This window comes from Enterobacter asburiae (assembly GCF_024599655.1).
GTDB classification, from domain to species: Bacteria; Pseudomonadota; Gammaproteobacteria; order Enterobacterales; family Enterobacteriaceae; genus Enterobacter; species Enterobacter asburiae_D.
On sequence record NZ_CP102247.1, the window covers coordinates 777,517 to 801,137 of the forward strand.

The window sequence follows — 23,621 nt, forward strand, 5'->3', positions numbered from 1 at the left end:
CAATAAACCGCACTACACCCGCAGCATCCCTTTCTCTTCCAGAAACGCAATAATCGTCGCTAACCCGTCACCTGCCTTCAGGTTGGTAAACGTCCACGGACGATCGCCGCGCATGCGGTTGGTGTCGCGCTCCATCACCTCCAGCGACGCACCGACGTACGGCGCGAGATCGGTTTTGTTGATCACCAGAAAATCGGATTTGGTGATCCCCGGCCCGCCCTTGCGCGGAATTTTTTCCCCTTCGGCCACGTCGATGACGTAGATGGTCAGATCCGCCAGCTCCGGGCTGAAGGTGGCGCTGAGGTTATCGCCGCCGCTTTCAACGAAGATCAGATCCAGATTGCCGAACTTCTCGCTGAGCGCTTCCACCGCCGCCAGGTTCATGGAGGCGTCTTCGCGGATGGCGGTATGCGGACAGCCGCCCGTCTCCACGCCCACGATGCGCTCCGGCTCCAGCGCGCCAGCCTCGGTCAGAATGCGCTGATCCTCTTTGGTATAGATATCGTTGGTCACCACCGCAAGATGATAGGTATCGCGCATCGCCTTGCAGAGCGCTTCCAGCAGCGCGGTTTTGCCCGATCCTACCGGGCCACCCACGCCCACGCGCAGGGGATGTTTGTAATCAGCCATGTTGACTCCTCAGGAACGGAATAGTCGTGAATATTGGGTTTCGTGGCGAGTGGAGGCGATGGCTGACAGCGGCGTTGCTGCCCCCAGCGCGTCGTCGCGACGTAAAAATGCCTGTTCAAAACCAGCGGCGTAGTGGTCGCTCAGTTCGATAATCAGTTGCTGCGCGGCCTGCTGCCCAAACGGCACCAGCTTGACGCCCGCCATCACCGCGCTCTCCATCCAGCTGTAGCCGAGACTCAGCGCCAGCTCGCGCGCGCTAATGCCCCAGCGCACGCCGAGCCAGGCCATGCCGCAGAGCTGGCTCTGCATAAACAGCGGCAGCCATTCGGGCGGACAGTCAGGTTCCCAGCTCTTAATCAGCCGCGTAAAGGCCGCCCCGCGGTTGCGCTCTTCTTCTCGCAGCTCGCGCGTTTCCCGGCAGGCGAGAAGGTATGCCGTCCAGCGTTTTGCATGAGTAAGATCGCGTTGCTCACAGGCCTGATAAAGACGGATAAACAGCGGCAGGTCGACGCAGAAAAAGCTTTGCTCCATCTGCTGGATTTGCCAGCGTTTAAAGGCCCCGGCGTCCGTGACCCAGCCCGCCTCAACGGCCCACTCCAGCCCCTGCGACCAGGTAAACGACCCGACCGGCAGGCTGCTGCTGGAGAGCTGCATCAGGCGCAGCCGCTGGCGAGCGTGCTCCATCAGCTCATCAGCGCCAGCAGGGCGGAGACAATCAGCCCGCCGCCGAAGGTTTTACGCAGGCCGTCGTGACGGCGCAGCAGCAGCCCTGCGGCGAAACTGGCGCACAGCACCGTGGCGCTGGCGAGCATAAACCCGCTGGTGAAGAGCCAGAAGCTGTGGCCGGACATCTCCACGCCGTGCGCCCAGCCGTGGAACATTGCCAGGGCAGGCACCGCCAGCAGCAGACGGTTTTCAGTTTTAAACATCATCACGCCGGATACCGCCAGCGAGGCGATAATCAGCATCTCCATACCGCTGAAGCCGCCGAGCAGGCTACCCGCAATGGCGCCGACAAGCATCATCCCGAGGGTGGCAAACGGCAGCAGGAGTTTGCGACCGCTCAGCGCCGAGAGCACGCCTGCGCCCGCGAGCATCAGCAGGTGATCGAGCCCGGTCAGCGGGTGGAGAAAACCGGCCTGAAAGCTGTCGGCACCGTGGCCGGGATGCGCGAGCGCGGGAACGGAAAAAGCCAGAAGCAGCAGAGGTAAATACTTGCGCATGATTAATCCTTAATGTGAATGAGCGTGAGAGTGACTGTGGGCATCGCTGGTGTAAGCGCCCGCTTCCGGTTCAAACGGCAGGCTGGCGTAGGCTACCTCCAGCCCGAACTGGCGCAGCATGTCGTCGAGAACGTGGTCGTGGTGATAGCGCAGTTCGCCGGGCATAACTTGTAATGGCACGTGGCGGTTACCCAGGTGATAGCAGGCGCGGGCGAGCAGGAACGGATCGGCGCAGCGCACCACGGAGACGGACTCCGGGGCGGCGAGCACCTCGACAACCTCGCTACCGTCGTCGGTAGTCAGCAGGTCGCCCCCGCGCAGCAGCAGGCCGCGCGGCAGCATCAGCCCGGCTTCGCGGCCGTCGTTCAGCGATACGCGGGCGCGGCTTTTCACCCGCACGTCGATCGGCAGCGTGACGCTGGCGGTTACGGGGTGGGCATGGTCCAGGCGTTGGGTTAAATAGATCATCATTACTCCTCAAAACAGGAAATAGCGTTGCGCCATCGGCAGAACGTCAGCCGGTTCACTGGTTATCAGTTCACCGTCGACGCGCACCTCGTAGGTTTGTGAGTCGACGGTGATATTCGGCTGCAGGCCGTTGTGGATCATGTCCGCCTTTTTCACCGTCCTGCAGCCTTTCACCACCGCGGTGGCGCTCTGCAGGCTGAGCTGCTGCGGGATGCCGTTCGCACTGGCGGCCTGCGAGATAAACGTCAGCCGGGTGGCGTGGCGCGCGGCGCCCAGCGATCCAAACATCGGACGGTAATGCACCGGCTGCGGCGTAGGGATTGAGGCGTTGATATCGCCCATCGGCGCGCAGGCGATCATTCCGCCCTTGACGATGGTGGCAGGCTTCACGCCGAAGAACGCCGGGGACCAGACCACGAGATCCGCCAGCTTGCCCGCCTCAATCGAACCGACTTCGTGGGCGATGCCGTGGGTGAGCGCCGGGTTAATGGTGTATTTGGCGACATAGCGCTTCACGCGGAAGTTGTCGTTATCGCCGGTCTCTTCCGGCAGCGCGCCGCGCTGGACCTTCATGCGGTGCGCGACCTGCCAGGTGCGGATAATGACTTCTCCGACGCGGCCCATGGCCTGCGAATCTGACGAGGTGAGCGAGAACGCGCCGATATCGTGCAGCACGTCTTCCGCGGCGATGGTTTCACGACGGATGCGGGATTCGGCAAACGCCACGTCCTCGGCGATATCCGGATCGAGATGATGGCAGACCATCAGCATGTCGAGATGCTCGTCGATGGTGTTCACCGTGTAGGGCAAGGTCGGGTTGGTGGAGGAGGGCAGAATATTCGGGTGCGCGCAGGCGGTGATGATATCCGGCGCGTGGCCGCCGCCCGCCCCTTCGGTGTGGAAGGTGTGGATGGTGCGCCCGGCGATGGCCGCCAGCGTGTCTTCGACAAAACCGGACTCGTTCAGCGTGTCGCTGTGCAGCGCCACCTGAATATCCATCTCTTCGGCCACCTCCAGCGAGCAGTTGATCGCCGCAGGCGTCGCGCCCCAGTCTTCGTGGATCTTCAGCCCGATAGCACCGGCGGCAATCTGCTCGCGCAGGGCATCCGGATTGGAGCCGTTACCCTTACCGAGCAGGCCGATATTCACCGGCAGCGTATCGGCAGCTTGGAGCATGCGGGCGATATACCACGGCCCCGGCGTACAGGTGGTGGCGTTGGTGCCCGCCGCCGGTCCGGTGCCGCCGCCGATCATGGTGGTGACGCCGGAGACCAGCGCCTCTTCCGCCTGCTGCGGGCAGATCCAGTGGATGTGGGTGTCGATCCCGCCAGCGGTGACGATCTTCCCTTCGGCGGCGATCACTTCCGTCGCGGCACCAATCGGGATCGTTACGGCGGGCTGAATGTCCGGGTTGCCGGCTTTCCCGACGGCAAAGATCCGCCCGTTCTTCACGCCGATATCGGCTTTTACGATCCCCCAGTGATCGACGATCAGCGCATTGGTGAGCACCAGATCCACGCAGCCGTCAGCGGTCATCTGCCCCTGACCCATGCCGTCGCGGATCACCTTCCCGCCGCCGAACTTGACCTCTTCGCCGTAGGTGGTGAGGTCGTCTTCCACTTCGATCCACAGCTCGCTGTCGGCCAGCCGCACCTTATCGCCGGTGGTAGGGCCGAACATATCGGCGTAAGCCCGGCGTGAAATCTCAGCCATGTTTCACCTCTCCCATCACCTCGCCGCGAAAACCGAAAATGCGCCGCGCGCCCGTAACCTGAACCAGCGTCACTTCGCGCTTCTGGCCGGGTTCAAAACGCACGGCGGTGCCCGCCGGGATGTTCAGCCGGTAGCCTTTGGTGGCTTCCCGATCGAACTTTAGCGCCGGGTTGACCTCGTAAAAGTGGTAGTGCGATCCGACCTGGATCGGCCTGTCGCCGTGGTTTTCGACAACCACGCGTTGGGTTTCACGCCCGACGTTGAGGGCAATGTTACCGGGCTGGATCTGGTATTCACCTGGGATCATCACGCGCTCCTTAGACGATCGGGTTATGGACGGTGACGAGCTTCGATCCGTCCGGGAAGGTGGCTTCGACCTGAATATCCGGGATCATCTCCGGGACGCCCTCCATGACCTGATCGCGCCTCAGGACGTGGCGGCCCGCCTCCATCAGCGAGGCGACGGTTTCGCCATCGCGCGCGCCTTCCATAATGAAGGCGCTGATTAGCGCGACCGATTCCGGGTAATTGAGCTTTACCCCGCGCGCAAGGCGGCGTTCGGCAACCAGCGCGGCGGTGAACAGCAATAGCTTGTCTTTTTCTCTGGGGGTCAGTTCCATAACGTTTCTCTTATGTCTGCCAGATACGCGGCGAACAGGCGGGTTTGGTGGTGAGAAGCGGGCGAAGCGACTGCCAGATATCGCGCATCACCCGCTGGCAAATCAGGTTGTCGTGGGAGATAAAACGCACCGACAGCAGGCCATCGGTGAGCGTTGCACCCGCATAATTTTCCAGCGGTGCGAGCCGTTCGCGCACTGCGTCGAGATGTTCTTCCCGGGCTGGGTAGAACAGCAGCGTGCCGATCCACGGATGTCCGGCGACGGGCGTGAGATCGCCTCCGCTAAGATGCTGACGCTCAATCAGGCGCGGCTCATCATCTACCCACACCTCGAGGCGGCTCTCCAGGGTGCCGTGGCTGAAGGCTTCGTTTATCACCGGGCGGCCCAGGCAGTACAGCTCCCACGCCAGCAGCGTGCTGGAGGCCTTCAGGTGGAAGACGGAGCGCAGCGCGGCATTCGCGCCGGGAAAAATAATGGTGTCCTGCGGCAGCCACTCCAGGGTGGAATCTTCCTCGAGGTAAAAATGCTGGCTAAGACGCGCCTGCGGGCCGCTGCTGCGATAGAACTTGCTGGCGCCGGGCATCGTGATAAGCGCATGGCTTTTGGCGTCCAGCCGAACGGAAATGTCCAGCGTATCGCCGCCCACAATTCCGCCGGGCGGGTGCAGCAGATAAAGGTGGCAGGTTTCCCCTTCGGGATAAAACGGACGCTGAACGGTAAGCGGCCCGACGTGGTGGGCGGAGTGCAGGAGGGTTTTCTCAGGGGTGTGACAAAACTGCAGGGCAAGCGATGCCTGCCAGCCTTTATACGTATTATCAGTGACCTGAGCTGCTAACATGCTGCATCCATCCGCTCATCATCGGGGTCGTTTCAGTATGCCCTGGCGGAAATGAAGCCTGTCATATGAGTCGCTTATGGATAAAAAACGGCTCATGTGATTTTCGCCCGGCGGCGCTACGCTTGCACGGGCCTACAAGATAATGCGCAGTGTAGGCCGGGTAAGCGCAGCGCCACCCGGCAGGAAAGGCTAGCGATAATCCTCCGCATCCACATCATACCCGGACGGTTCCCAGCGGATCGCCAGCAGCGACGCCAGGCCGATAAACGGCGCCAGCGCAATCACCCAGAACACGGCGGTATCCAGCGAGGCGACCAGCAGCGGGAACAGGAATAGCGACAGCGTCGAGCTGCTGCGCATCAGCGTCTGGTTGAGACCCACGCCCACGCCGCGCAGGGAGGTCGGGTAGCTCAGCGAGGCAAACGTCATGGTATGCGCGCCCGGACCGAAGCCCTGACCGAACAGGAATAGCGCCAGCATCGCGACCGCGAGCACCCCTTCAGAGGCGCCTTCGGGGCGGCCAATCAGCGCCAGTCCCAGTAGCGCGACAAGCTGGCAGGCATAACCCGCAAGCGACATCCGCCAGGCGCCGAAGCGCGGCACGTAGCGTACCGCCAGCAGTCCGCCGACGAAGGCAAACAGCAGGTTAAGCACCAGAGAAATGAGAATGGTGGTGAGCATTGACTGGACAAAGAAGCTGGAGATGATCACCGGCAGACCAAACGCCACGGCGTTGTAGGCAAACGACGAGACGACGGAAAGCAGCGTAGCGAGCGTCGTGCGGCGTAAGTAGATGCCGCGGAACAGGTTCAGATAGTTTGACCATTTCGCTTTATTCACGACGGGTGCGGGCTGGCTGAGCGCGTCCTGCGGCACGTGGGCATTGATGTTATACGACTGGCGTAAAATGGACGCCGCCTCTTTCAGGTTGCCCTGATTCGCCGCCCAGACCGGAGATTCGCTCATATAGCGGCTGCGGATGGCGATAATCAACAGCGCGGGCACCGCGCCAAAGCCGAGAATCAAACGCCAGAGCCAGTCGCTGTGGCTTTCCGGCAGCACGGCGTAGAAGAAAAGCACCAGCAGGTAGGAGATGCTGATGGCGGCATACCAGGTGGGGCACCACATCGCGACGCTGGAGGCCTTATTTCCGGGCCCTTTCAGCCTGGCGAACTCGCTTAAAAACGCCATCGCCACGGGAAGGTCGATCCCGACCCCAAGCCCCATCACAAAGCGGGCGCCCGCGAGCACATATTCGTTCGGGGCCAGTGCACAGGCGATGGCTGCCACCACGAAGAACACCATATCAGCCATAAAAACGCGGTAGCGCCCGATTTTATCCGTGAGGTAGCCGCCGAGCAGCGCCCCGACGATAGCGCCAAAGGTAATCGCCGAGGCCACCATGCCGGTACCGGCGGGCGTCAGGTTAAATTCGCGGGTGATGTCTTTAATGCCGAATGCCAGCGCGCCCAGATCGTAGGCATCGAGGAAAATTCCGCCCAGCGCGATACCGACCACGATACGGGCGTTTGCCCGGCCCTGAGAACCGTCATTAACGAGGCGTGATACATCCGATGCGCTGCGCACCCACTGGATGTCGCCATCCGGGGTGCTTCCTGCCGTTGAAAGGGGAGTGGTATCTGTGATTTCAGCCATTTTCTTCTTGTGTGGTTGTGTTGTGTCCTTAACAGTTACCACAGGCAGAAGGTGACCAAAATCACATTTGGCTATAAGGCATAACTAACCCTTAGGAGCGTCTTTTTTCTTCCTCTTGAGCTTCGTCCAGATTTTGGTCTCCTGACGACGCCACAGGCGCTGGATATTGTCGTGATGACGCAGCAGGATAAGACAGGAGAGCATCGACACCGGGAAGGTGAACTGGGGTTTGAACCACCAGACGTAGAACGGAGCGATCAGCGCGCTGACGATAGCGCCCAGCGACGAATAGCCGCTCAGCAGAATGGTCAGAAGCCAGGTCCCGGCCATGACGCCGGTTAAGTCCCAGCCGATGGGTGCAATGGCACCAAAGGCGGTCGCCACACCTTTACCGCCTTTAAAGCCGAAGAATACGGGCCAGATGTGGCCGACGCAGGCAGCAATAGCAATGAGCCCCAGCCAGAACGGCGTGACGCCCAGCGCATATGCGCCCCAGACGGGTAGCATCCCTTTCAGAACATCAAAAATCAAAACCGCTACGGCTGCTCCCTTGCCGCCAATTCGTAGTACGTTGGTCGCCCCCGGATTCCCGGAACCATTTTCACGCGGGTCAGGTAACCCGGCAATGCGGCAGACCAGAATGGCGCTGGAGATTGAGCCGCAAAGATAGGCGAGGAGGATCATTCCAGGCGCGATTGCACTCATAACGCTGTTCCGTTTTGAAAAGGTATCTGTATTCTCAGCATCTGTGGATAATACGCATAATTCGCCGGAAGTGGTATCCGGTTTAGCCAAAAAGCAGGCAGGTCGTGATGGATATTGTATTTATAGAGCAACTTTCGGTAATCACCACAATTGGTGTTTACGACTGGGAACAGACCATCGAGCAGAAGCTGGTGTTCGATATCGAAATGGGATGGGATAACCGCAAATCGGCAAAAAGCGATGACGTGAACGACTGTCTGAGCTATGCCGACATCAGTGAAGCGGTCATCGCCCACGTTGAAGGGCAGCGTTTTGCGCTGGTTGAACGGGTGGCGGAAGAAGTCGCAGAATTGCTGCTGAAAAAATTCAACTCACCGTGGGTGCGCATCAAGCTGAGCAAGCCGGGCGCGGTGGCGCGCGCCGCCAATGTTGGCGTCATCATTGAGCGTGGCACAAATCTGAAAGGCAAGAATTAACGTCATAATTGCTAAACCATTTTAGGTTATACCGGTCTCAAGACTGTATCTTATCGGTTGCCCGTATGGGGCACCGTTTTTTTATATCTTTTTAGGGGTTTATAGATGAGCGATATGCACTCGCTGCTGGTGGCGGCAATACTGGGTGTGGTCGAAGGATTGACGGAGTTTTTGCCGGTTTCCAGTACGGGCCATATGATTATCGTTGGCCATCTGCTGGGCTTTGAAGGGGATACCGCGAAAACGTTTGAAGTGGTGATCCAGCTGGGGTCTATTCTGGCGGTAGTCGTGATGTTCTGGCGTCGCCTGTTTGGCCTGATCGGCATCCATTTTGGTCGTCCGCCTCAGCACGAGGGGGCCGGTAAAGGTCGTCTGTCACTGATCCATATTCTGCTCGGGATGATCCCTGCAGTGGTGCTGGGCCTGGTTTTCCACGACGCCATCAAGTCTCTGTTTAACCCGATTAACGTGATGTACGCGCTGGTGGTGGGGGGCTTCCTGCTGATCGCCGCGGAAGTGCTGAAGCCAAAAACGCCGCGCGCGGAAGGTCTGGACGATATGACGTATCGTCAGGCGTTTATCATTGGCTGCTTCCAGTGTCTGGCTCTGTGGCCGGGCTTCTCGCGTTCAGGCGCTACCATCTCCGGCGGGATGCTGATGGGCGTAAGCCGTTACGCCGCGTCAGAGTTTTCGTTCCTGCTGGCGGTGCCGATGATGATGGGCGCCACCGTACTCGACGTCTATAAGAGCTATCACTTCCTGACGGCTGGCGACATTCCAATGTTCGCCGTCGGCTTTATCACTGCGTTTATCGTGGCGCTGATCGCCATCAAAACCTTCCTGCAGTTGATTAAGCGTATCTCGTTTATTCCGTTCGCGATCTATCGCTTTATTGTGGCGGCTGCGGTGTACGTGGTCTTCTTCTGACCGATGGCCCTCAGTCTTTCGGCTGAGGGCAATGCTTTTCCTTCCAGTCCGACACCGCCTGAATTCGCCGTTTCGTGAGTTCTTCGCGAATTTCCGGTCCTTTGAATCCTGCTTCGACAACGTCCTTCGTGGGCACCGCTTTCGCTACGTCCCAGGCTTTACGCAGTAAACGTCCCTGCGGGTAATCGCACGCTTCAAACCCGGTACGACCGCGCACGTCAGCTTCGCTGGTCAGCGCAATTTGCTCTACGCGCTGGGGTTTGCGCCAGGCGTCGATGTTATCGAAAAGCTTAACGATGGTGGCCGGTTTCAGGATCGGGAAAGTGTGGATCAGGTCGTGGAACTCGGCCACCAGTTTCGCCAGATCGCGGATCTCGTTCGGCACGCGCAGACGCTGACACAGCCCCTCGACCAGCTTCACCCCTGCCGGGCCGTGGCCGTGGTGGCGAGGCCAGAATTCTTTTGGCGTTAGGCCTTTGCCGAGATCGTGGCACAGGGTGGAAAAGCGCACGTCCACGTCAGGGCTGAGCATGGCCGCCATGCTGAGCGTCATCAGCGTGTGTACGCCGGTATCAATTTCCGGGTGCCATTTTGCCGGGGCAGGTACCCCAAACAGCGCGTCTATTTCCGGGAACAGCACCTTCAGCGCGCCGCAGTCGCGCAGGACCTGGAAAAAGACCTGCGGGTTACGCGTGGTGAGCGCATTTTCCGTCTCTTTCCAGACGCGCTCTGGCGTCAGGTGTTCAAGCTCGCCCGCCTCGGTCATGGCGGTCATCAGCGCCATTGTCTCATCGGCAATACGGAAACTGAGATGGGCGTAACGCGCGGCAAAGCGCGCCACGCGCAGCACGCGGAGCGGATCTTCAGAAAAAGCCGGGGAAACGTGGCGTAAAAGACGATTGCGCAGATCGTCCTGACCGCCATAGGCGTCAACGATCTGCCCGTGCTCGTCCTGCGCCAGCGCGTTGATGGTGAGATCGCGGCGCAGGAGATCTTGCTCCAGCGTCACGTCCGGCGCGGCATAGCAGGTGAAGCCCGTATAGCCCGAGCCCGATTTCCGCTCGGTACGCGCCAGGGCATACTCTTCACGGCTTTTCGGGTGCAGAAACACGGGAAAATCGCGGCCTACCTGCTGGTAGCCCGCGTCGAGCATCTCTTCAGGGGTGGCGCCAACCACCACCCAGTCTTTATCTTTGACCGGCAGACCTAACAACGCATCACGTATCGCACCACCGACCAGATAACTCTTCACGCCCAACTCTCCCGTTTTCTCTTTTCCAGAATAATACGTAAGTCTGGCAGAGAAGACGAATTAGTTCATCCAGCGGTCTTTACGCTTACGGCTTGGGATCAGATGCGGCAGCACCAGACCCAGTACCAGCCCCACGCCCAGCACGCCGCCGCCATACATAAACCACTGCATGATAATGGTGCGCTGTTTGTCGTCGAGCTGCAGATTGGCGGCATTCACCTTCTTCTGCGCGACAATCAGCTCGTTTTTCAGTTTCTGGTTCTCTTCTTTCAGACCGTTAATCACACCGTCGCTTTGCGCCACTTTCTGCTGCATTTCAGCGGTGCGCTGGTTCCAGGTGCCGTCGATGTTGTTCAGCTTGTCGGTCAGGGTCTTCACCTGGTTTTCCAGATCCGGCACGCGCGTGCGCAGGCTTGGCACGGTGCTCAGCTCTTTCAGCGGGATCCAGGAAGTGCGACCGGTACTGTCGCGAACCTGACCATAGTTGGTGTCCGCGTTGGTCTGTAACAGGGTGACTTCCTCGCCGGCATTCACCGTGCCCACGAGGCGATAATTATCTCCGGGGCCACTGCGTACCCAGGTGTTCAGTTCGTCAGAAACGTAACGCTTCTCTTCAGCGTGCACTGCGGTTGCGGCGCTAAAAGCGAGTAAAGTAAGTCCAATCAGGCGTAATTTAAGCATCATTAGTCGTTATTTTCATAAATAGTGGAACGATAGTAGTGGCAACAGTGTCTCTACGCAAAGCATTCGTCAGCAATCAGAATCATCTGTGTCACGACTCTACAGATTTACGCCCGACAAATTGCTCATTGCATGGCAATTTGGCGCAAAATACTATGTACTGACAAACAAATGGCGAGGAAGTTCGCCCTCATTGACGCGTCTGTGACGCACGCAAAAGTACAAGGCTATGGCACAAGAAATCGAATTAAAGTTTATCGTCGAAAAAGACAGCGTTGACGCACTCCGCCAGCATCTGCATACGCTTTCCGGCGAACACCATGCACCGGTACAACTGCTTAATATCTATTACGAAACGCCAGACAACTGGCTTCGCCGCCACGATATGGGGCTGCGCATCCGCGGCGCGAGCGGGCGCTACGAGATGACGATGAAAATTGCCGGCCGCGTGGTCGGCGGTTTACACCAGCGCCCGGAATACAATATCGACATCAGCACGCCAGAACTTGAGCTGGACCGTTTCCCGGCGGAAGTCTGGCCGGAAGGCGAGCTGCCTTCCACGCTGGCGGAGCAGGTACAGCCGCTGTTCAGCACCGATTTCTGGCGCGAAAAATGGCTGGTGACCGAGGGCAAAAGCCGCATCGAAATCGCCCTCGATCTGGGGGAAGTGAAGGCGGGTGAGTTCCAGGAACCGATTTGCGAACTGGAGCTTGAGCTGCTGGAAGGGGACGCAAATGACGTGCTGAAGCTGGCGCGCAGGCTGGTGAACCAGTCCGGGTTACGTCAGGGAAGCCTGAGTAAAGCCGCGCGGGGTTACCATCTGGCCGCCGGAAATGCGCCGCGCGTGCTGAAAGAGACGACCATCCTGCACGTTGCGCCGAAAGCCAGCGTTGAGCAGGGTCTGGAAGCCGCGCTGGAGCTGGCGCTTTCTCAGTGGCAGTACCATGAAGAGCTGTGGGTGCGAAATGTGAAAAACGCGAAATCCCACGTGCTGGCGGCGATCGCCCTGGTGCGCCATACCCTGACGCTGTTCGGCGGTATTGTTCCTCGCAAAGCGAGCGCTCACTTACGTGACCTGCTGACGCAAACCGAAACGCTGATGCTCTCCGACGTATCGGCGCAAACGGCGATCTACAGCCCGCAAGCCGCGACGGCAAAACTGGCGCTGACCGAGTTCCTGGTGACGCGCGGCTGGCGCGCCTTCCTGGATGCGAAAGCAGAGGCCAAAATCGCGGAAAACTTTAAGCGTTTCGCGGATATTCATCTTTCCCGTCATGCCGCCGAACTGAAGACTACGTTTGCTTACCCGCTGGGCGACCAGTATGGCGATCAGCTTCCCCGTCTGTCGCGCAACATCGACAGCATGGTGCTGCTTTCCGGTGCCTATGACGGCGTGAAGGCGCAGGCCTGGCTGGAGAACTGGCAGGGTCTGAAGCATGCCATTGAAACCCGCCAGCATATTGAGATTGAGCATTTCCGTAACGAGGCCATTTCGCAGGAGCCGTTCTGGCTGCACAGCGGAAAACGTTAACTCTGGCAAGGAACCCCTATAATGCCGCTTTCTTCAGCGTTACAGCAGCAGTGGCAGACCGTTTGCGAACGTCTGCCTGAGTCATTACCGGCGTCATCGTTAAGCGAGCAGGCGAAGAGCGTGCTCGCCTTCAGTGATTTTGTGCAGGAAAGTATCGCCGCCAACCCGGACTGGCTGGCAGAGCTTGAGAACGCGCCGCCGCAGGCGGACGAGTGGCGGCATTACGCCGGCTGGCTGCAAACTGCGCTCGAAGACGTTGCGGATGAAGCCACGCTGATGCGCGTCCTGCGCCAGTTCCGCCGTCGGGTGATGGTGCGCATTGCCTGGGCGCAGTCGCTGGAGCTGGTGAGCGAAGAGAGCACGCTGCAGCAGCTAAGCGAGCTGGCGCAAACGCTGATTGTCGCCGCGCGCGACTGGCTCTACGCCGCCTGTTGTAAAGAGTGGGGCACGCCGTGCAGCGAGGAAGGGGTTCCTCAGCCGCTGTTGATTCTGGGGATGGGCAAGCTGGGCGGCTGCGAGCTGAACTTCTCCTCCGACATCGACCTGATTTTTGCCTGGCCTGAGAACGGCTCCACGCGCGGCGGCCGTCGCGAGCTGGACAACGCCCAGTTCTTTACCCGTCTCGGCCAGCGTCTGATTAAGGCGCTGGATCAGCCGACGCAGGACGGTTTTGTTTACCGCGTGGACATGCGCCTGCGGCCGTTTGGCGACAGCGGCCCGCTGGTGCTGAGCTTTGCCGCGCTGGAAGATTACTACCAGGAGCAGGGGCGCGACTGGGAGCGCTATGCGATGGTTAAAGCGCGGATAATGGGCGACAGCGACGACGCTTACGCCAACGAGCTGCGCGCCATGCTGCGCCCGTTCGTGTTCCGTCGCTATATCGACTTCAGCGTGATCCAGTCCCTGCGTAACATGAAAGGGATGATTGCCCGTGAGGTGCGCCGTCGTGGTCTGAAGGACAACATCAAGCTCGGCGCGGGCGGCATTCGCGAAATCGAATTTATCGTTCAGGTCTTCCAGCTTATTCGTGGCGGCCGTGAGCCGTCCCTGCAGTCCCGCTCGCTGCTGCCGACGCTGAGCGCCATCGAGCAGCTGCACCTGCTGCCGGACGGCGACGCGCAAACCCTGCGCGAGGCCTATCTGTTCCTGCGCCGTCTGGAAAACCTGCTGCAAAGCATCAACGACGAACAGACCCAGACCCTGCCGGGCGATGACCTTAACCGGGCGCGTCTGGCCTGGGGCATGCGCGTGGACGACTGGTCAGCGTTAACCGAACGGCTTGACGCCCATATGGCGGGCGTGCGCCGCATCTTTAACGAGCTGATCGGTGATGACGAAAGTGAATCGCAGGACGATGCGCTTTCCGAGCACTGGCGCGAGCTGTGGCAGGACGCGCTTCAGGAAGATGACACCACGCCGGTGCTGACGCACTTAACCGACGACGCGCGCCACCGCGTGGTGGCGCTGATCGCGGATTTCCGTCTTGAGCTGAACAAACGCGCCATCGGTCCACGCGGCCGTCAGGTGCTGGATCACCTGATGCCGCACCTGCTGAGCGAGGTCTGCTCGCGGGCGGACGCGCCGGTGCCGGTGTCGCGCATGATGCCGCTGCTGAGCGGGATTATCACGCGTACCACCTATCTGGAGCTCCTGAGCGAGTTTCCGGGGGCACTCAAGCACCTGATTACGCTCTGCGCCGCGTCGCCGATGGTGGCCAACAAGCTGGCGCGTTACCCGCTGCTGCTGGATGAGCTGCTCGACCCGAACACGCTGTATCAGCCAACGGCGACGGATGCCTACCGGGACGAGCTGCGTCAGTATCTGCTGCGCGTGCCGGAAGAAGACGAAGAGCAACAGCTGGAGGCGCTGCGTCAGTTTAAGCAGGCGCAGATGCTGCGCGTGGCGGCGGCGGATATCGCCGGAACGCTGCCGGTGATGAAAGTGAGCGATCACTTAACCTGGCTGGCAGAGGCGATCATCGACGCGGTAGTGCATCAGGCGTGGGTACAGATGGTGGCGCGCTACGGCCAGCCGAAACACCTGGCCGATCGTGAAGGACGCGGCTTTGCAGTCGTGGGGTACGGCAAGCTCGGCGGCTGGGAGCTGGGCTATAGCTCCGATCTGGATTTAATCTTCCTGCACGACTGCCCGGTTGACGTGATGACCGACGGCGAGCGTGAGATTGACGGGCGCCAGTTCTACCTGCGCCTGGCGCAGCGCATCATGCACCTGTTCAGTACCCGCACCTCGTCGGGCATTTTGTATGAAGTGGATGCGCGCCTGCGTCCGTCCGGCGCGGCGGGCATGCTGGTGACCTCAACGGACTCCTTCGCCGATTACCAGAAGAACGAAGCCTGGACGTGGGAGCATCAGGCGCTGGTGCGCGCTCGCGTGGTGTATGGCGATCCGCAGCTCAAAACGCAATTTGACGTCATCCGCAGGGAGGTTATGACCATCGTGCGTGATGGCAGCACGCTGCAAACGGAAGTGCGTGAAATGCGCGAAAAAATGCGCGCGCATCTCGGCAATAAACATCGCGATCGCTTTGATATTAAAGCCGACGAGGGCGGGATTACCGATATTGAATTCATCACCCAGTATCTGGTGCTGCTGCACGCCCATGACAAGCCGAAGCTGACGCGCTGGTCGGATAACGTGCGCATTCTGGAACTGCTGGCGCAAAACGACATCATGGACGAGCAGGAGGCGCAGGCCTTAACCCGTGCCTACACGACGCTTCGCGACGAGCTTCATCACCTGGCGCTGCAGGAGGAACCGGGGCACGTGGCGCTGGACAGTTTTGCTCATGAACGTGCTCAGGTAACGGCCAGCTGGCAGAAGTGGCTGGTGGAACCGTGCGTAACAAATCAAGTGTGATATTATCGCGCGCAAATTGTGAATCTTTCTGGAGTCAGGAATGAAAGTAACACTGCCAGAGTTTGAACGTGCTGGGGTAATGGTTGTTGGGGATGTGATGCTGGATCGCTACTGGTATGGGCCTACCAGCCGCATCTCTCCGGAAGCACCGGTACCGGTGGTTAAGGTCGACACCATTGAAGAGCGTCCCGGCGGCGCGGCAAACGTGGCGATGAACATTGCCTCTCTGGGCGCGCAGTCGCGTCTGGTTGGCCTGACCGGCATCGACGATGCGGCGCGCGCGCTGAGCAAGTCGCTGGCGGACGTGAACGTGAAGTGCGACTTCGTTTCTGTTCCGACCCACCCGACCATCACCAAGCTGCGCGTGCTGTCGCGCAACCAGCAGCTGATCCGCCTCGACTTTGAAGAAGGTTTCGAGGGCGTTGATCCCGAGCCGCTGCACGAGCGTATCAACCAGGCGCTGGGCAATATCGGCGCGCTGGTGCTGTCCGACTACGCCAAAGGCGCGCTGGCCAGTGTGAAGACGATGATTCAGCTGGCGCGTAAAGCCAACGTCCCGGTGCTGATCGACCCGAAAGGGACCGATTTTGAGCGCTATCGCGGCGCAACCCTGCTGACGCCAAACCTCTCCGAGTTCGAAGCGGTGGCGGGCAAGTGCAAAACCGAAGAAGAGCTGGTTGAGCGCGGCATGAAGATCATTGCTGACTTTGAGCTGTCCGCGCTGCTGGTCACCCGCTCCGAGCAGGGGATGACGCTGCTGCAGCCGGGCAAAGCGCCGCTGCATATGCCAACTCAGGCGCAGGAAGTGTACGACGTGACCGGTGCCGGTGATACGGTGATCGGCGTGCTGGCGGCAACGCTGGCAGCAGGAAACTCGCTGGAAGAGGCGTGCTACTTCGCCAACGCCGCGGCGGGCGTGGTCGTCGGTAAGCTTGGGACCTCAACCGTTTCGCCAATCGAGCTGGAAAACGCGGTGCGCGGGCGTGCGGATACCGGTTTTGGCGTCATGACCGAAGACGAGCTGAAGGTGGCCGTCGCCGCCGCGCGCAAGCGTGGTGAAAAAGTGGTGATGACCAACGGCGTATTTGACATCCTGCACGCGGGCCACGTTTCGTATCTGGCGAACGCGCGCAAGCTGGGCGATCGCCTGATTGTGGCGGTCAACAGCGATGCGTCGACGAAGCGCCTGAAGGGTGAAACGCGTCCGGTGAACCCGCTCGAGCAGCGCATGATTGTGCTCGGCGCGCTGGAAGCGGTGGACTGGGTGGTGTCGTTTGAAGAAGACACGCCGCAGCGCCTGATTGCCGGCATTCTGCCGGACCTGCTGGTAAAAGGCGGGGATTACAAACCGGAGCAAATCGCGGGTAGCGAAGAGGTCTGGGCTAACGGCGGTGAAGTGATGGTGCTCAATTTTGAGGACGGGTGTTCCACTACCAACATCATCAAGAAGATCCAGAAAGACAGTCAGTAAAAAACGGGCCATCTGGCCCGTTTTTTTTATGTCGGGTGGCGGCTGCGCCTTACCCGACCTACGCGTTCATGTAGGCCCGGTAAGGCGTAGCCGCCACCGGGCACAACAGGCCGCACTTACTCCTGGTCGTCCACCGGTGGAATAGCCGGTGCCGGCTTCACTTCTTCCGGCGCATTACGGTTTTCCAGCTCGGTCAGACGCTGTTCCAGCAGCGCCAGCTTCTCGCGGGTGCGCAGCAGAACCTGGGTCTGCACGTCAAACTCTTCGCGGCTGACTAAATCAAGGCGAACCAACTGCGCCTGCAGCGTCTGGCGGATTTTTTTTTCTACGTCATCACCAAATTCACGAATGCCTTTTGGCATCGATTCATGAACCTGACGCGCGATCTGCTCAATTTTTTTCGGGTCAATCATTGTCGTTTCCCTTGATGGAAAGGTGTTAGTGTCCATTGTAGCGCGTCATGCCCGGGGTAAACAAAATTGTTTGATGCTTATGCATTGCCCAGGATAATCAATAGCGTTATAGTTATCTCGCTTATTCTCAGGGCGGGGCGAAATTCCCCACCGGCGGTAAATCAGCGTGACGCTGAAAGCCCGCGAGCGCTTTGGGTGAAAACTCAAAGGTCAGCAGATCCGGTGTAATTCCGGGGCCGACGGTTAGAGTCCGGATGGGAGAGAGTAACGATCCAGTCGGGCATGGGCCCGCTCACGTTATCTTTTTGCCGCTTATACGGCGCTCCTAAGACTGCCCTGATTCTGGTAACCATAATGTTAATGAGGTTTTTTTACCATGAATCAGACGCTACTTTCCTCTTTTGGCACTTCAACTCAACGTGTTGAACAAGCACTGGATGCACTGCGCGAAGGCCGCGGTGTGATGGTGCTTGACGATGAAAACCGTGAAAACGAAGGCGACATGATTTTCGCCGCCGAAAACATGACCGTTGAACAGATGGCGCTGACCATCCGTCACGGCAGCGGCATCGTATGCCTGTGTATTACCGAAGATCGTCGTAAGCAGCTCGAGCTGCCGATGATGGTCGAAAACAACACCAGCGCCTTCGGTACCGGTTTTACCGTGACCATTGAAGCGGCGCACGGCGTGACCACCGGTGTGTCTGCGGCTGACCGTCTGACCACCGTACGTGCCGCGATTGCAGACGGTGCGAAGCCATCCGATCTGCATCGTCCAGGCCACGTCTTCCCTCTGCGTGCGCAGGCGGGCGGCGTGCTGACCCGCGGCGGTCACACCGAAGCGACCATCGACCTGGTGACGCTGGCAGGCTTCAAACCTGCAGGCGTGCTGTGTGAACTGACCAACGATGACGGCACCATGGCGCGTGCGCCGGAGTGCATCACCTTTGCTCGTCTGCACAATATGCCGGTCGTGACGATTGAAGATCTGGTTGAGTATCGCCAGGCGCACGAGCGCAAAGCCAGCTGAAATGGCTGATGTGAAAAAGCCGGGGAAACCCGGCTTTTTTGTTTCTAGTGATAGTTAATTTTGAACAGCACCACCGTTTCGAACGGGCCGGACTGGATCGCTTTTCCTTCGACCGGTGACAGCTCTGCGGTGTAATCCTGCTGATACTGCAGCGTGCTGCCCGTAAAATCCGCGTATTCGTTGTAGTGGTTAAAGGCGTAGGGCTCGGTCCCGTTAAGGATCCTCAGCTTCAGGCCATTGCCTATCAGCAGCGCGGTATCGTTGGCGGTAAGCGATTCACTTGTATAGAACGACGAGTCCATTTTGAACCCATCTGAACACTGAGCATCCTGCACCTTCGTTGTCTTCACCGAAAAGGTCCTTTTACGCGTCTGTTGATTCACAATATCGCGCGCGCTAAAGGTTCCGAAATCAATCTCCTGGTTCTCAGGGTAAATACTGAACGCCGCCCCGCAGTCCAGCACGGTAATGTTTTGCAGCCCAGTAATGTGGTACTTGAGGTTTTTTGCGTCCGCCATCTGGTTCACGCCGCCTTTACCGTCAAACTGGACGACGATGTAATCGCCCAGCGAGCTGACGTAGCCGTGGGGCGGCATGGCTTTGATTTTTACATATAAGCGCAGACGAGCGATAAAGGTGCGCGAGGTGTGGATATCATCCGCATTCCCGGAACAAATAAGGTTTTCCCAACCCATCTGACGGATTTGGTCAGGGGTATAAATCAGAATACTGTGGTTATCCAGACATTGCCGAGTGTCAACGCCATTAGGCTGGCCGGTTGCATCGTAATCCATCCCTTCATAGGTCACGCCAAGCTCATAGTAAGGGTCCGAAGCCGCAGGGTAAGGGTTTACCCATGCGAAGATATCTTCTTTTTCAAAACCGCTGACAACGTTGTGGTCGCATGTCACCGGGATTTTGATGTCATCCGACTCCCAAATTTTTTCACCCACCTGCGCATTACTGGGGATGGCAAACGGCGAGATGGTTTTGGTTTCTTCAACGGGACCGCCGGAGCCACCCAGATAGCAGTCGAGCGCCAGCGCCTCTTTTAATGGCAGTACCGAAACCAGCAGAATAAACAGTAGGTTAGTGAGCTTTCGCATCTTTATCGATCTTCCGTTCGGTGAGCGTGCATTGAGCCGTTCCGGCGCACTGCGCGTCGACTTTTTTCAGCGCACCGTAATCGTCGATGTAACCGATGCTGTAGTAGTTGCCGTGATAGTCACCTGTAGACGTGGTTGCCGTTGCGAAAGGCGCGATCATCAGGCTGTCAAAGCCCGGCAGCATGGTCTTCGCATTCTTACTGAGCCACGCGAGGGTGATGTAATACGGCGTGGGGTTATGCACGGTCAGCCCTTTGGTATTGGCTGAAATTTCCATGCGCATTTCCGCCAGCTCACCGGGCTTTTTGGTAATCGCTTTTGGACGCCAGAACAGTTTGATTCGGCTCTGCATCGCAACCTGCATGACGCTGCGTTCCTCGCTGGCGCTGCTGCTTTTCGGCGGCACTTCGCGCAGGTTGAAATAGAACAAGGATTCTCTGTCTTTTGGCAGCTGGCTGGTGGTCGCTTGCTTAACGATCCTGACCTGCGACGCGGATCCCGCTTCGATGCGTTGAATAGGGGGGAGGGCCATGAAATGCGTGTCTTCTTTGCGGCCCTTTTCATCTTCAATCCAGGAGAGCGCCAGATAAGGCAGCGCCTTGCTCTGGTTTTCAACCTTCAGGCTGCTGGCTTTGTCGCTTTCCGGGAAGACAATGCGCGTGCGGTCGAGGTTTACGGCCGCGTGGGTGGTGAATGCTGTGCCGACCAGCATCAGGCACAGGCTTTTGAGTGAGGTTAATTTCATCATGGTTTCTTACTGACATGGCAGTATCAACTGCATACTGTTTTCAAGGTGTGAAGGTAACGCGAAGCGACACTGCTGATTGTCTCCCCACGTCACGCGGAACTGCTGCTCTGGCTCGACGGCACCGAGCCAGACGTGGCCGTCATCGGCGACCATAGCAATCTGCTTATCGTTTTCCAGCAGGCGAACAACCGCGCCCAGCGGCGGCGTACCGGAAGCGGTACGTAAGATGCCTGCGATATCATTGCCTGCACGCGTGGCAATCTGACGATATCCAATCGCGCCTTCCGTCCAGGTTGAGGTGACGACGCGGGTGTCCACGTCCACGCCATCGGGCAGGTTGTTCATATTCACCTGCACGCTGGAGGGCGAATAGCTGGAGATGGACGGTAAAACGCCAATACCAAACCGGTTGGTTTCATCCCGCGACATGTTCAGCGGAATGTTGCCTACGCCGTCGGTGCTGACCATCACACGCGGTTCATTACCGTAGCTGCGGCGGTGCAGGGCGGCACCTTTGGCCGTCGAGGTGAACGAACCGTTCCAGCTAGCGCTCAGGGAATTGTATTCATTAGCCTTATAGCTACCGGAGAGATTCAGATCGCCATAAGGAGAATAATGCTGATAGTTGCCGCTTACCTGTGCGCCTGCGTCTGACTTCTCGCTCTCGGTCCCCGCGGAAACGCCCCAGGTATTATTGCGGTCTGATGTGTCATACCACGACACGTTCTGGCTCAGGCTGTCGCTGTTGCGCAGGTCGTAATTCAAACGATGATCGGGATCGAGCGGTACGCTCAACGAGAGATAGAACTGCGTATCGTCCTCTTCATCTTCATAATGCGTTTTACTCCACGACAGGGTGACACCCAGGTTTTTCCAGCGGCCCAGATCAAAGTTGTAGCCTGCGGTCACGCTGCCCGTTGTGGAGGGCGAGTCGTTCCACCAGGTCTGGCGCAGCATGTTCACATAGAGGTTGAGCGATAACGCAGAAATGTACTGGCTTGCGGTCACGCTGAGCGTCTGTTTTTCTGACTGCCGATCGTTATTGTCATAATCCAGGAAACGAGCGTAGCTCAGGAACTGTGGGTCGGAGTAGCGATAGCTGGCGAGCGTCAGCTGGCTGCCTGTGGTATCGAAACGCTTGCTGTAGTTAAAGCGGTAGCTGTAGCCCGTCTGGCTATTCTGATTGGGCAACTGGCTGGTCGCCTGCGTGACGTCGAAAGAGAGGGCGCCCAGGTACTCCATGTTTTGGCCGATCCCGGCGGCGACGGACCGATAATGATCGCCATCGGCGAGCGTACCGCCATAGAGGGAGGTTTGTGACAGCATCCCCCAGGAGAATTCCCCGCTCAGAAACGCGTTATCTTCAACGTCATGCGAGGCGTCCTTGCGCGCTTTCCCGGTCGCCAGCTTGTAACGAACCTGACCTTTGCGGGTTAAAAACGGCACCGATTCTGCAGAGACCTGGAAGGTGCTAACGCGCCCATCTTCTTCCGTCACCTTAACGTCCAGCGTACCCTGGACAGACTGGTTAAGATCCTGAATCACAAAGGGACCAGGCGGGACTTTGCTCTGGTAAATCACGCGATCGGCAAGGCTGACGGTAACCGTGGCGTTGGTTTGCGCGATGCCGGTAATTTGCGGCGCGTAACCGCGTAGCGACCACGGCAGCATACGCTCATCGCTAATCAGGGATGCACCGGTATAGGTGAAAGCATCAAAAATGGCAGACTGGAAATCCGTTTCGCCAAGGGTTAATTTCGCCCCAAGCGACGGCAGGGGACGGAACATATAAACGCGTGAAAAGCGTCCATCATGTTCGGAACCGGCACTGGTATGCGTTTGCGTGTACTGATAATCGCTGCGCAACCGCCACGCGCCCATATTTGCACCCGCGGTGCCGTAGGTGTTGGCGTTGTCCGTGCCAGAGCCATTATTGGGCTGGTAATGACTGGCGAACAGGTTGTAATCCAGCAATACGCCAGGCACGCCGTTGTCCCAGGTGGATGGCGGCATCCAGTCTGCGGCACGGTACTGTAGCCATGCCTGCGGGACGGTCACCTTGAGCGTCTGGCTGGCCTGGTCAAAGGTAAACTTAATATCGGGTCTGGATGAAAAATCAATGCATCCCTCTTTTTCTGGCAGGGCGCTGCGAATGGAGTCCTGCAGAGCAAAGGTATCGGCCAGTTCAGGTGGAATACAGACCTGTACCTGATCATTCATTTCTCGCCAGCGAAGCTGCCAGCCGTTTGCCAGCGGAATATCATTAATAGAAACCGTAACAAAATAGTTACCTGGCGTAACGGCGATTTGATCTTTGAAAAGAGATAAGTCAACGCTACCGCGATGATCTTTATCAATTGCATTAATGTTAAATTCAGTCGCGGAAGCAGTTTTCGTCATTAACAGGGACGTAATAATGATTATCCATTGTAATTTGTATGTCATCGTCCTGTTACTCGAAAAATATAGAATGCCGGCTGCATTACATGCCAGCCGGTTTATACCGTGATGCGAAGTTATTATTTATACGCCAGAACGTAGTTAGCGGTGGCTTCAACCTGACCCGCCGTAGCGGTTTTGCCTGACAGTACTTCCATTAACGCTTTGAAGTGCAGCGTTTGCGTGGTGGAACCAGCCAGCAGATCCACTTCGTTTGCCGCACCCAGCGTAATGTTGGCTTCGGCGTTATCCAGAAGACGAACACCCACGTTCTGTGCGCCACTTGCGTAGGTGTTGGTCATCAGGCTGGTATCCGTCGCGTCTGTTGCTGAGCTGGTGAAGGTGACATCGACTTTGGTAATTGGCGTGTCCGTTTCATCCGCCGGATCGTCAAGCTGGCAGTTTTCCAGGTTGATATCAACCGGAACAGCGGTAGACTTTTTGTTGGCGTTGATGACGGCAGTGGTCACTTCACCGAGATCGACTTCTTTATCAACGCTGTCTGGTGCAATACTGCAAGGCGCATCAATAACAACGCCTTTGAATTTGATTTTGCCCGAACCCTGGTCGTCAGCAAAGGCAGAACCCGATACAATCGCAGCCATAGCAACGGCTAACAGAACTTTTTTACCCATATACATGAAAATATCCTTTTTCAAATGAATTCATAAACTGAATATTAAATTTCAGAATACTCGTAAAGTATACGGTCTAAAGAGGAGGGAATGCGATTAAATTGGCTAAAACTCATTTTAAGGGAATATTAAATTATAAGCCTGGATTATTCTAAGCAGCGCATATGATTACTGTTTTATTC

General features: G+C 58.1%; 23 protein-coding genes and 1 riboswitch. Of the genes, 6 read left to right on the forward strand and 17 right to left on the reverse strand.

Annotation, left to right across the window (positions count from 1 at the left end; genetic code table 11):
- Nucleotides 1-12: 12 nt before the first annotated feature.
- The 10 genes from ureG to plsY all read right to left on the reverse strand — a co-directional run bounded on the left by ureG (nucleotide 13) and on the right by plsY (nucleotide 7,853).
- Nucleotides 13-630, reverse strand: coding sequence for an urease accessory protein UreG (gene ureG / locus NQ230_RS03805; RefSeq protein WP_023333456.1), 618 nt, complete (start codon nucleotides 628-630; stop codon nucleotides 13-15).
- 9 nt (nucleotides 631-639) lie between these two features.
- A complete protein-coding gene (locus NQ230_RS03810; RefSeq protein WP_252033708.1) occupies nucleotides 640-1,314 on the reverse strand; it encodes an urease accessory protein UreF in 675 nt (224 codons plus the stop codon).
- On the reverse strand, nucleotides 1,314-1,853 hold the full coding sequence (locus NQ230_RS03815; protein WP_121424702.1) for a HupE/UreJ family protein: 540 nt from the start codon (nucleotides 1,851-1,853) through the stop codon (nucleotides 1,314-1,316). The genes NQ230_RS03810 and NQ230_RS03815 overlap by 1 nt, the downstream gene beginning before the upstream one ends.
- A gap of 9 nt (nucleotides 1,854-1,862) precedes the next feature.
- Entirely contained in the window at nucleotides 1,863-2,321 is a 459-nt protein-coding gene (ureE, locus tag NQ230_RS03820) for an urease accessory protein UreE (protein ID WP_257261310.1), read from the reverse strand.
- Between the two features lie 9 nt (nucleotides 2,322-2,330).
- Nucleotides 2,331-4,034 (reverse strand): urease subunit alpha, encoded by a 1,704-nt coding sequence (gene ureC, locus NQ230_RS03825; RefSeq protein WP_257260054.1) that lies wholly within the window; start codon nucleotides 4,032-4,034, stop codon nucleotides 2,331-2,333.
- On the reverse strand, nucleotides 4,027-4,341 hold the full coding sequence (locus NQ230_RS03830) for an urease subunit beta (RefSeq protein WP_257260059.1): 315 nt from the start codon (nucleotides 4,339-4,341) through the stop codon (nucleotides 4,027-4,029). The genes ureC and NQ230_RS03830 overlap by 8 nt, the downstream gene beginning before the upstream one ends.
- Before the next feature lie 10 nt (nucleotides 4,342-4,351).
- Nucleotides 4,352-4,654, reverse strand: coding sequence for an urease subunit gamma (locus tag NQ230_RS03835; RefSeq protein WP_006811999.1), 303 nt, complete (start codon nucleotides 4,652-4,654; stop codon nucleotides 4,352-4,354).
- Between the two features lie 10 nt (nucleotides 4,655-4,664).
- On the reverse strand, nucleotides 4,665-5,492 hold the full coding sequence (locus NQ230_RS03840) for an urease accessory protein UreD (RefSeq protein ID WP_257260060.1): 828 nt from the start codon (nucleotides 5,490-5,492) through the stop codon (nucleotides 4,665-4,667).
- A 189-nt stretch (nucleotides 5,493-5,681) separates the two neighbouring features.
- A complete protein-coding gene (locus NQ230_RS03845) occupies nucleotides 5,682-7,148 on the reverse strand; it encodes an MFS transporter (RefSeq protein WP_257260061.1) in 1,467 nt (488 codons plus the stop codon).
- A gap of 84 nt (nucleotides 7,149-7,232) precedes the next feature.
- A complete protein-coding gene (gene plsY, locus NQ230_RS03850) occupies nucleotides 7,233-7,853 on the reverse strand; it encodes a glycerol-3-phosphate 1-O-acyltransferase PlsY (RefSeq protein WP_023309216.1) in 621 nt (206 codons plus the stop codon).
- Nucleotides 7,854-7,960: 107 nt separating this feature from the next.
- On the opposite strand from plsY, the gene folB reads away from it, so the two are divergent.
- Nucleotides 7,961-8,329, forward strand: coding sequence for a bifunctional dihydroneopterin aldolase/7,8-dihydroneopterin epimerase (gene folB / locus NQ230_RS03855; protein ID WP_045888206.1), 369 nt, complete (start codon nucleotides 7,961-7,963; stop codon nucleotides 8,327-8,329).
- Between the two features lie 105 nt (nucleotides 8,330-8,434).
- The gene (gene bacA, locus NQ230_RS03860) at nucleotides 8,435-9,256 is read left to right on the forward strand and encodes an undecaprenyl-diphosphate phosphatase (protein ID WP_023333446.1); all 822 of its coding nucleotides are present in this window, start codon (nucleotides 8,435-8,437) and stop codon (nucleotides 9,254-9,256) included.
- A gap of 10 nt (nucleotides 9,257-9,266) precedes the next feature.
- Here bacA and NQ230_RS03865 read toward each other — a convergent pair whose 3' ends face one another.
- Nucleotides 9,267-10,508, reverse strand: coding sequence for a multifunctional CCA addition/repair protein (locus NQ230_RS03865; RefSeq protein WP_257260062.1), 1,242 nt, complete (start codon nucleotides 10,506-10,508; stop codon nucleotides 9,267-9,269).
- Nucleotides 10,509-10,568: 60 nt separating this feature from the next.
- Nucleotides 10,569-11,189: a TIGR04211 family SH3 domain-containing protein gene (locus NQ230_RS03870; RefSeq protein WP_024906484.1), complete on the reverse strand. Its 621-nt coding sequence runs from the start codon at nucleotides 11,187-11,189 to the stop codon at nucleotides 10,569-10,571.
- Between the two features lie 229 nt (nucleotides 11,190-11,418).
- Here NQ230_RS03870 and NQ230_RS03875 point away from each other — a divergent pair, with 229 nt between their 5' ends.
- From NQ230_RS03875 to hldE, 3 genes are read left to right on the forward strand one after another with little or no spacing between them, the layout of a single operon-like run.
- On the forward strand, nucleotides 11,419-12,720 hold the full coding sequence (locus NQ230_RS03875; RefSeq protein WP_257260063.1) for a CYTH domain-containing protein: 1,302 nt from the start codon (nucleotides 11,419-11,421) through the stop codon (nucleotides 12,718-12,720).
- Nucleotides 12,721-12,741: 21 nt separating this feature from the next.
- Nucleotides 12,742-15,597, forward strand: coding sequence for a bifunctional [glutamate--ammonia ligase]-adenylyl-L-tyrosine phosphorylase/[glutamate--ammonia-ligase] adenylyltransferase (glnE, locus tag NQ230_RS03880; protein WP_257260064.1), 2,856 nt, complete (start codon nucleotides 12,742-12,744; stop codon nucleotides 15,595-15,597).
- A gap of 40 nt (nucleotides 15,598-15,637) precedes the next feature.
- Nucleotides 15,638-17,068 (forward strand): bifunctional D-glycero-beta-D-manno-heptose-7-phosphate kinase/D-glycero-beta-D-manno-heptose 1-phosphate adenylyltransferase HldE, encoded by a 1,431-nt coding sequence (hldE, locus tag NQ230_RS03885; RefSeq protein WP_029740691.1) that lies wholly within the window; start codon nucleotides 15,638-15,640, stop codon nucleotides 17,066-17,068.
- 116 nt (nucleotides 17,069-17,184) lie between these two features.
- Here the strand turns inward: hldE and ubiK are convergent, their stop codons facing one another.
- Entirely contained in the window at nucleotides 17,185-17,481 is a 297-nt protein-coding gene (gene ubiK / locus NQ230_RS03890) for a ubiquinone biosynthesis accessory factor UbiK (RefSeq protein ID WP_014071796.1), read from the reverse strand.
- A gap of 119 nt (nucleotides 17,482-17,600) precedes the next feature.
- Nucleotides 17,601-17,751, forward strand: a riboswitch (FMN riboswitch).
- A 106-nt stretch (nucleotides 17,752-17,857) separates the two neighbouring features.
- Between ubiK and ribB the strand changes: the two genes are divergently transcribed.
- On the forward strand, nucleotides 17,858-18,511 hold the full coding sequence (gene ribB, locus NQ230_RS03895; RefSeq protein ID WP_121424692.1) for a 3,4-dihydroxy-2-butanone-4-phosphate synthase: 654 nt from the start codon (nucleotides 17,858-17,860) through the stop codon (nucleotides 18,509-18,511).
- Nucleotides 18,512-18,555: 44 nt separating this feature from the next.
- On the opposite strand, the gene NQ230_RS03900 is transcribed toward ribB, so the two are convergent.
- From NQ230_RS03900 to NQ230_RS03915, 4 genes are all read right to left on the reverse strand, one after another.
- Nucleotides 18,556-19,617 carry a fimbrial protein gene (locus tag NQ230_RS03900; protein ID WP_257260074.1) on the reverse strand — a complete coding sequence of 354 codons (1,062 nt, stop codon included), beginning with the start codon at nucleotides 19,615-19,617 and terminating at the stop codon, nucleotides 18,556-18,558.
- Nucleotides 19,601-20,362, reverse strand: coding sequence for a fimbrial biogenesis chaperone (locus NQ230_RS03905; RefSeq protein ID WP_257261311.1), 762 nt, complete (start codon nucleotides 20,360-20,362; stop codon nucleotides 19,601-19,603). The genes NQ230_RS03900 and NQ230_RS03905 overlap by 17 nt, the downstream gene beginning before the upstream one ends.
- A 9-nt stretch (nucleotides 20,363-20,371) precedes the next feature.
- Nucleotides 20,372-22,810, reverse strand: coding sequence for a fimbria/pilus outer membrane usher protein (locus NQ230_RS03910; RefSeq protein WP_257260076.1), 2,439 nt, complete (start codon nucleotides 22,808-22,810; stop codon nucleotides 20,372-20,374).
- A gap of 74 nt (nucleotides 22,811-22,884) precedes the next feature.
- Nucleotides 22,885-23,445 carry a fimbrial protein gene (locus NQ230_RS03915; protein WP_121424688.1) on the reverse strand — a complete coding sequence of 187 codons (561 nt, stop codon included), beginning with the start codon at nucleotides 23,443-23,445 and terminating at the stop codon, nucleotides 22,885-22,887.
- Between the last annotated feature and the right edge of the window lie 176 nt (nucleotides 23,446-23,621).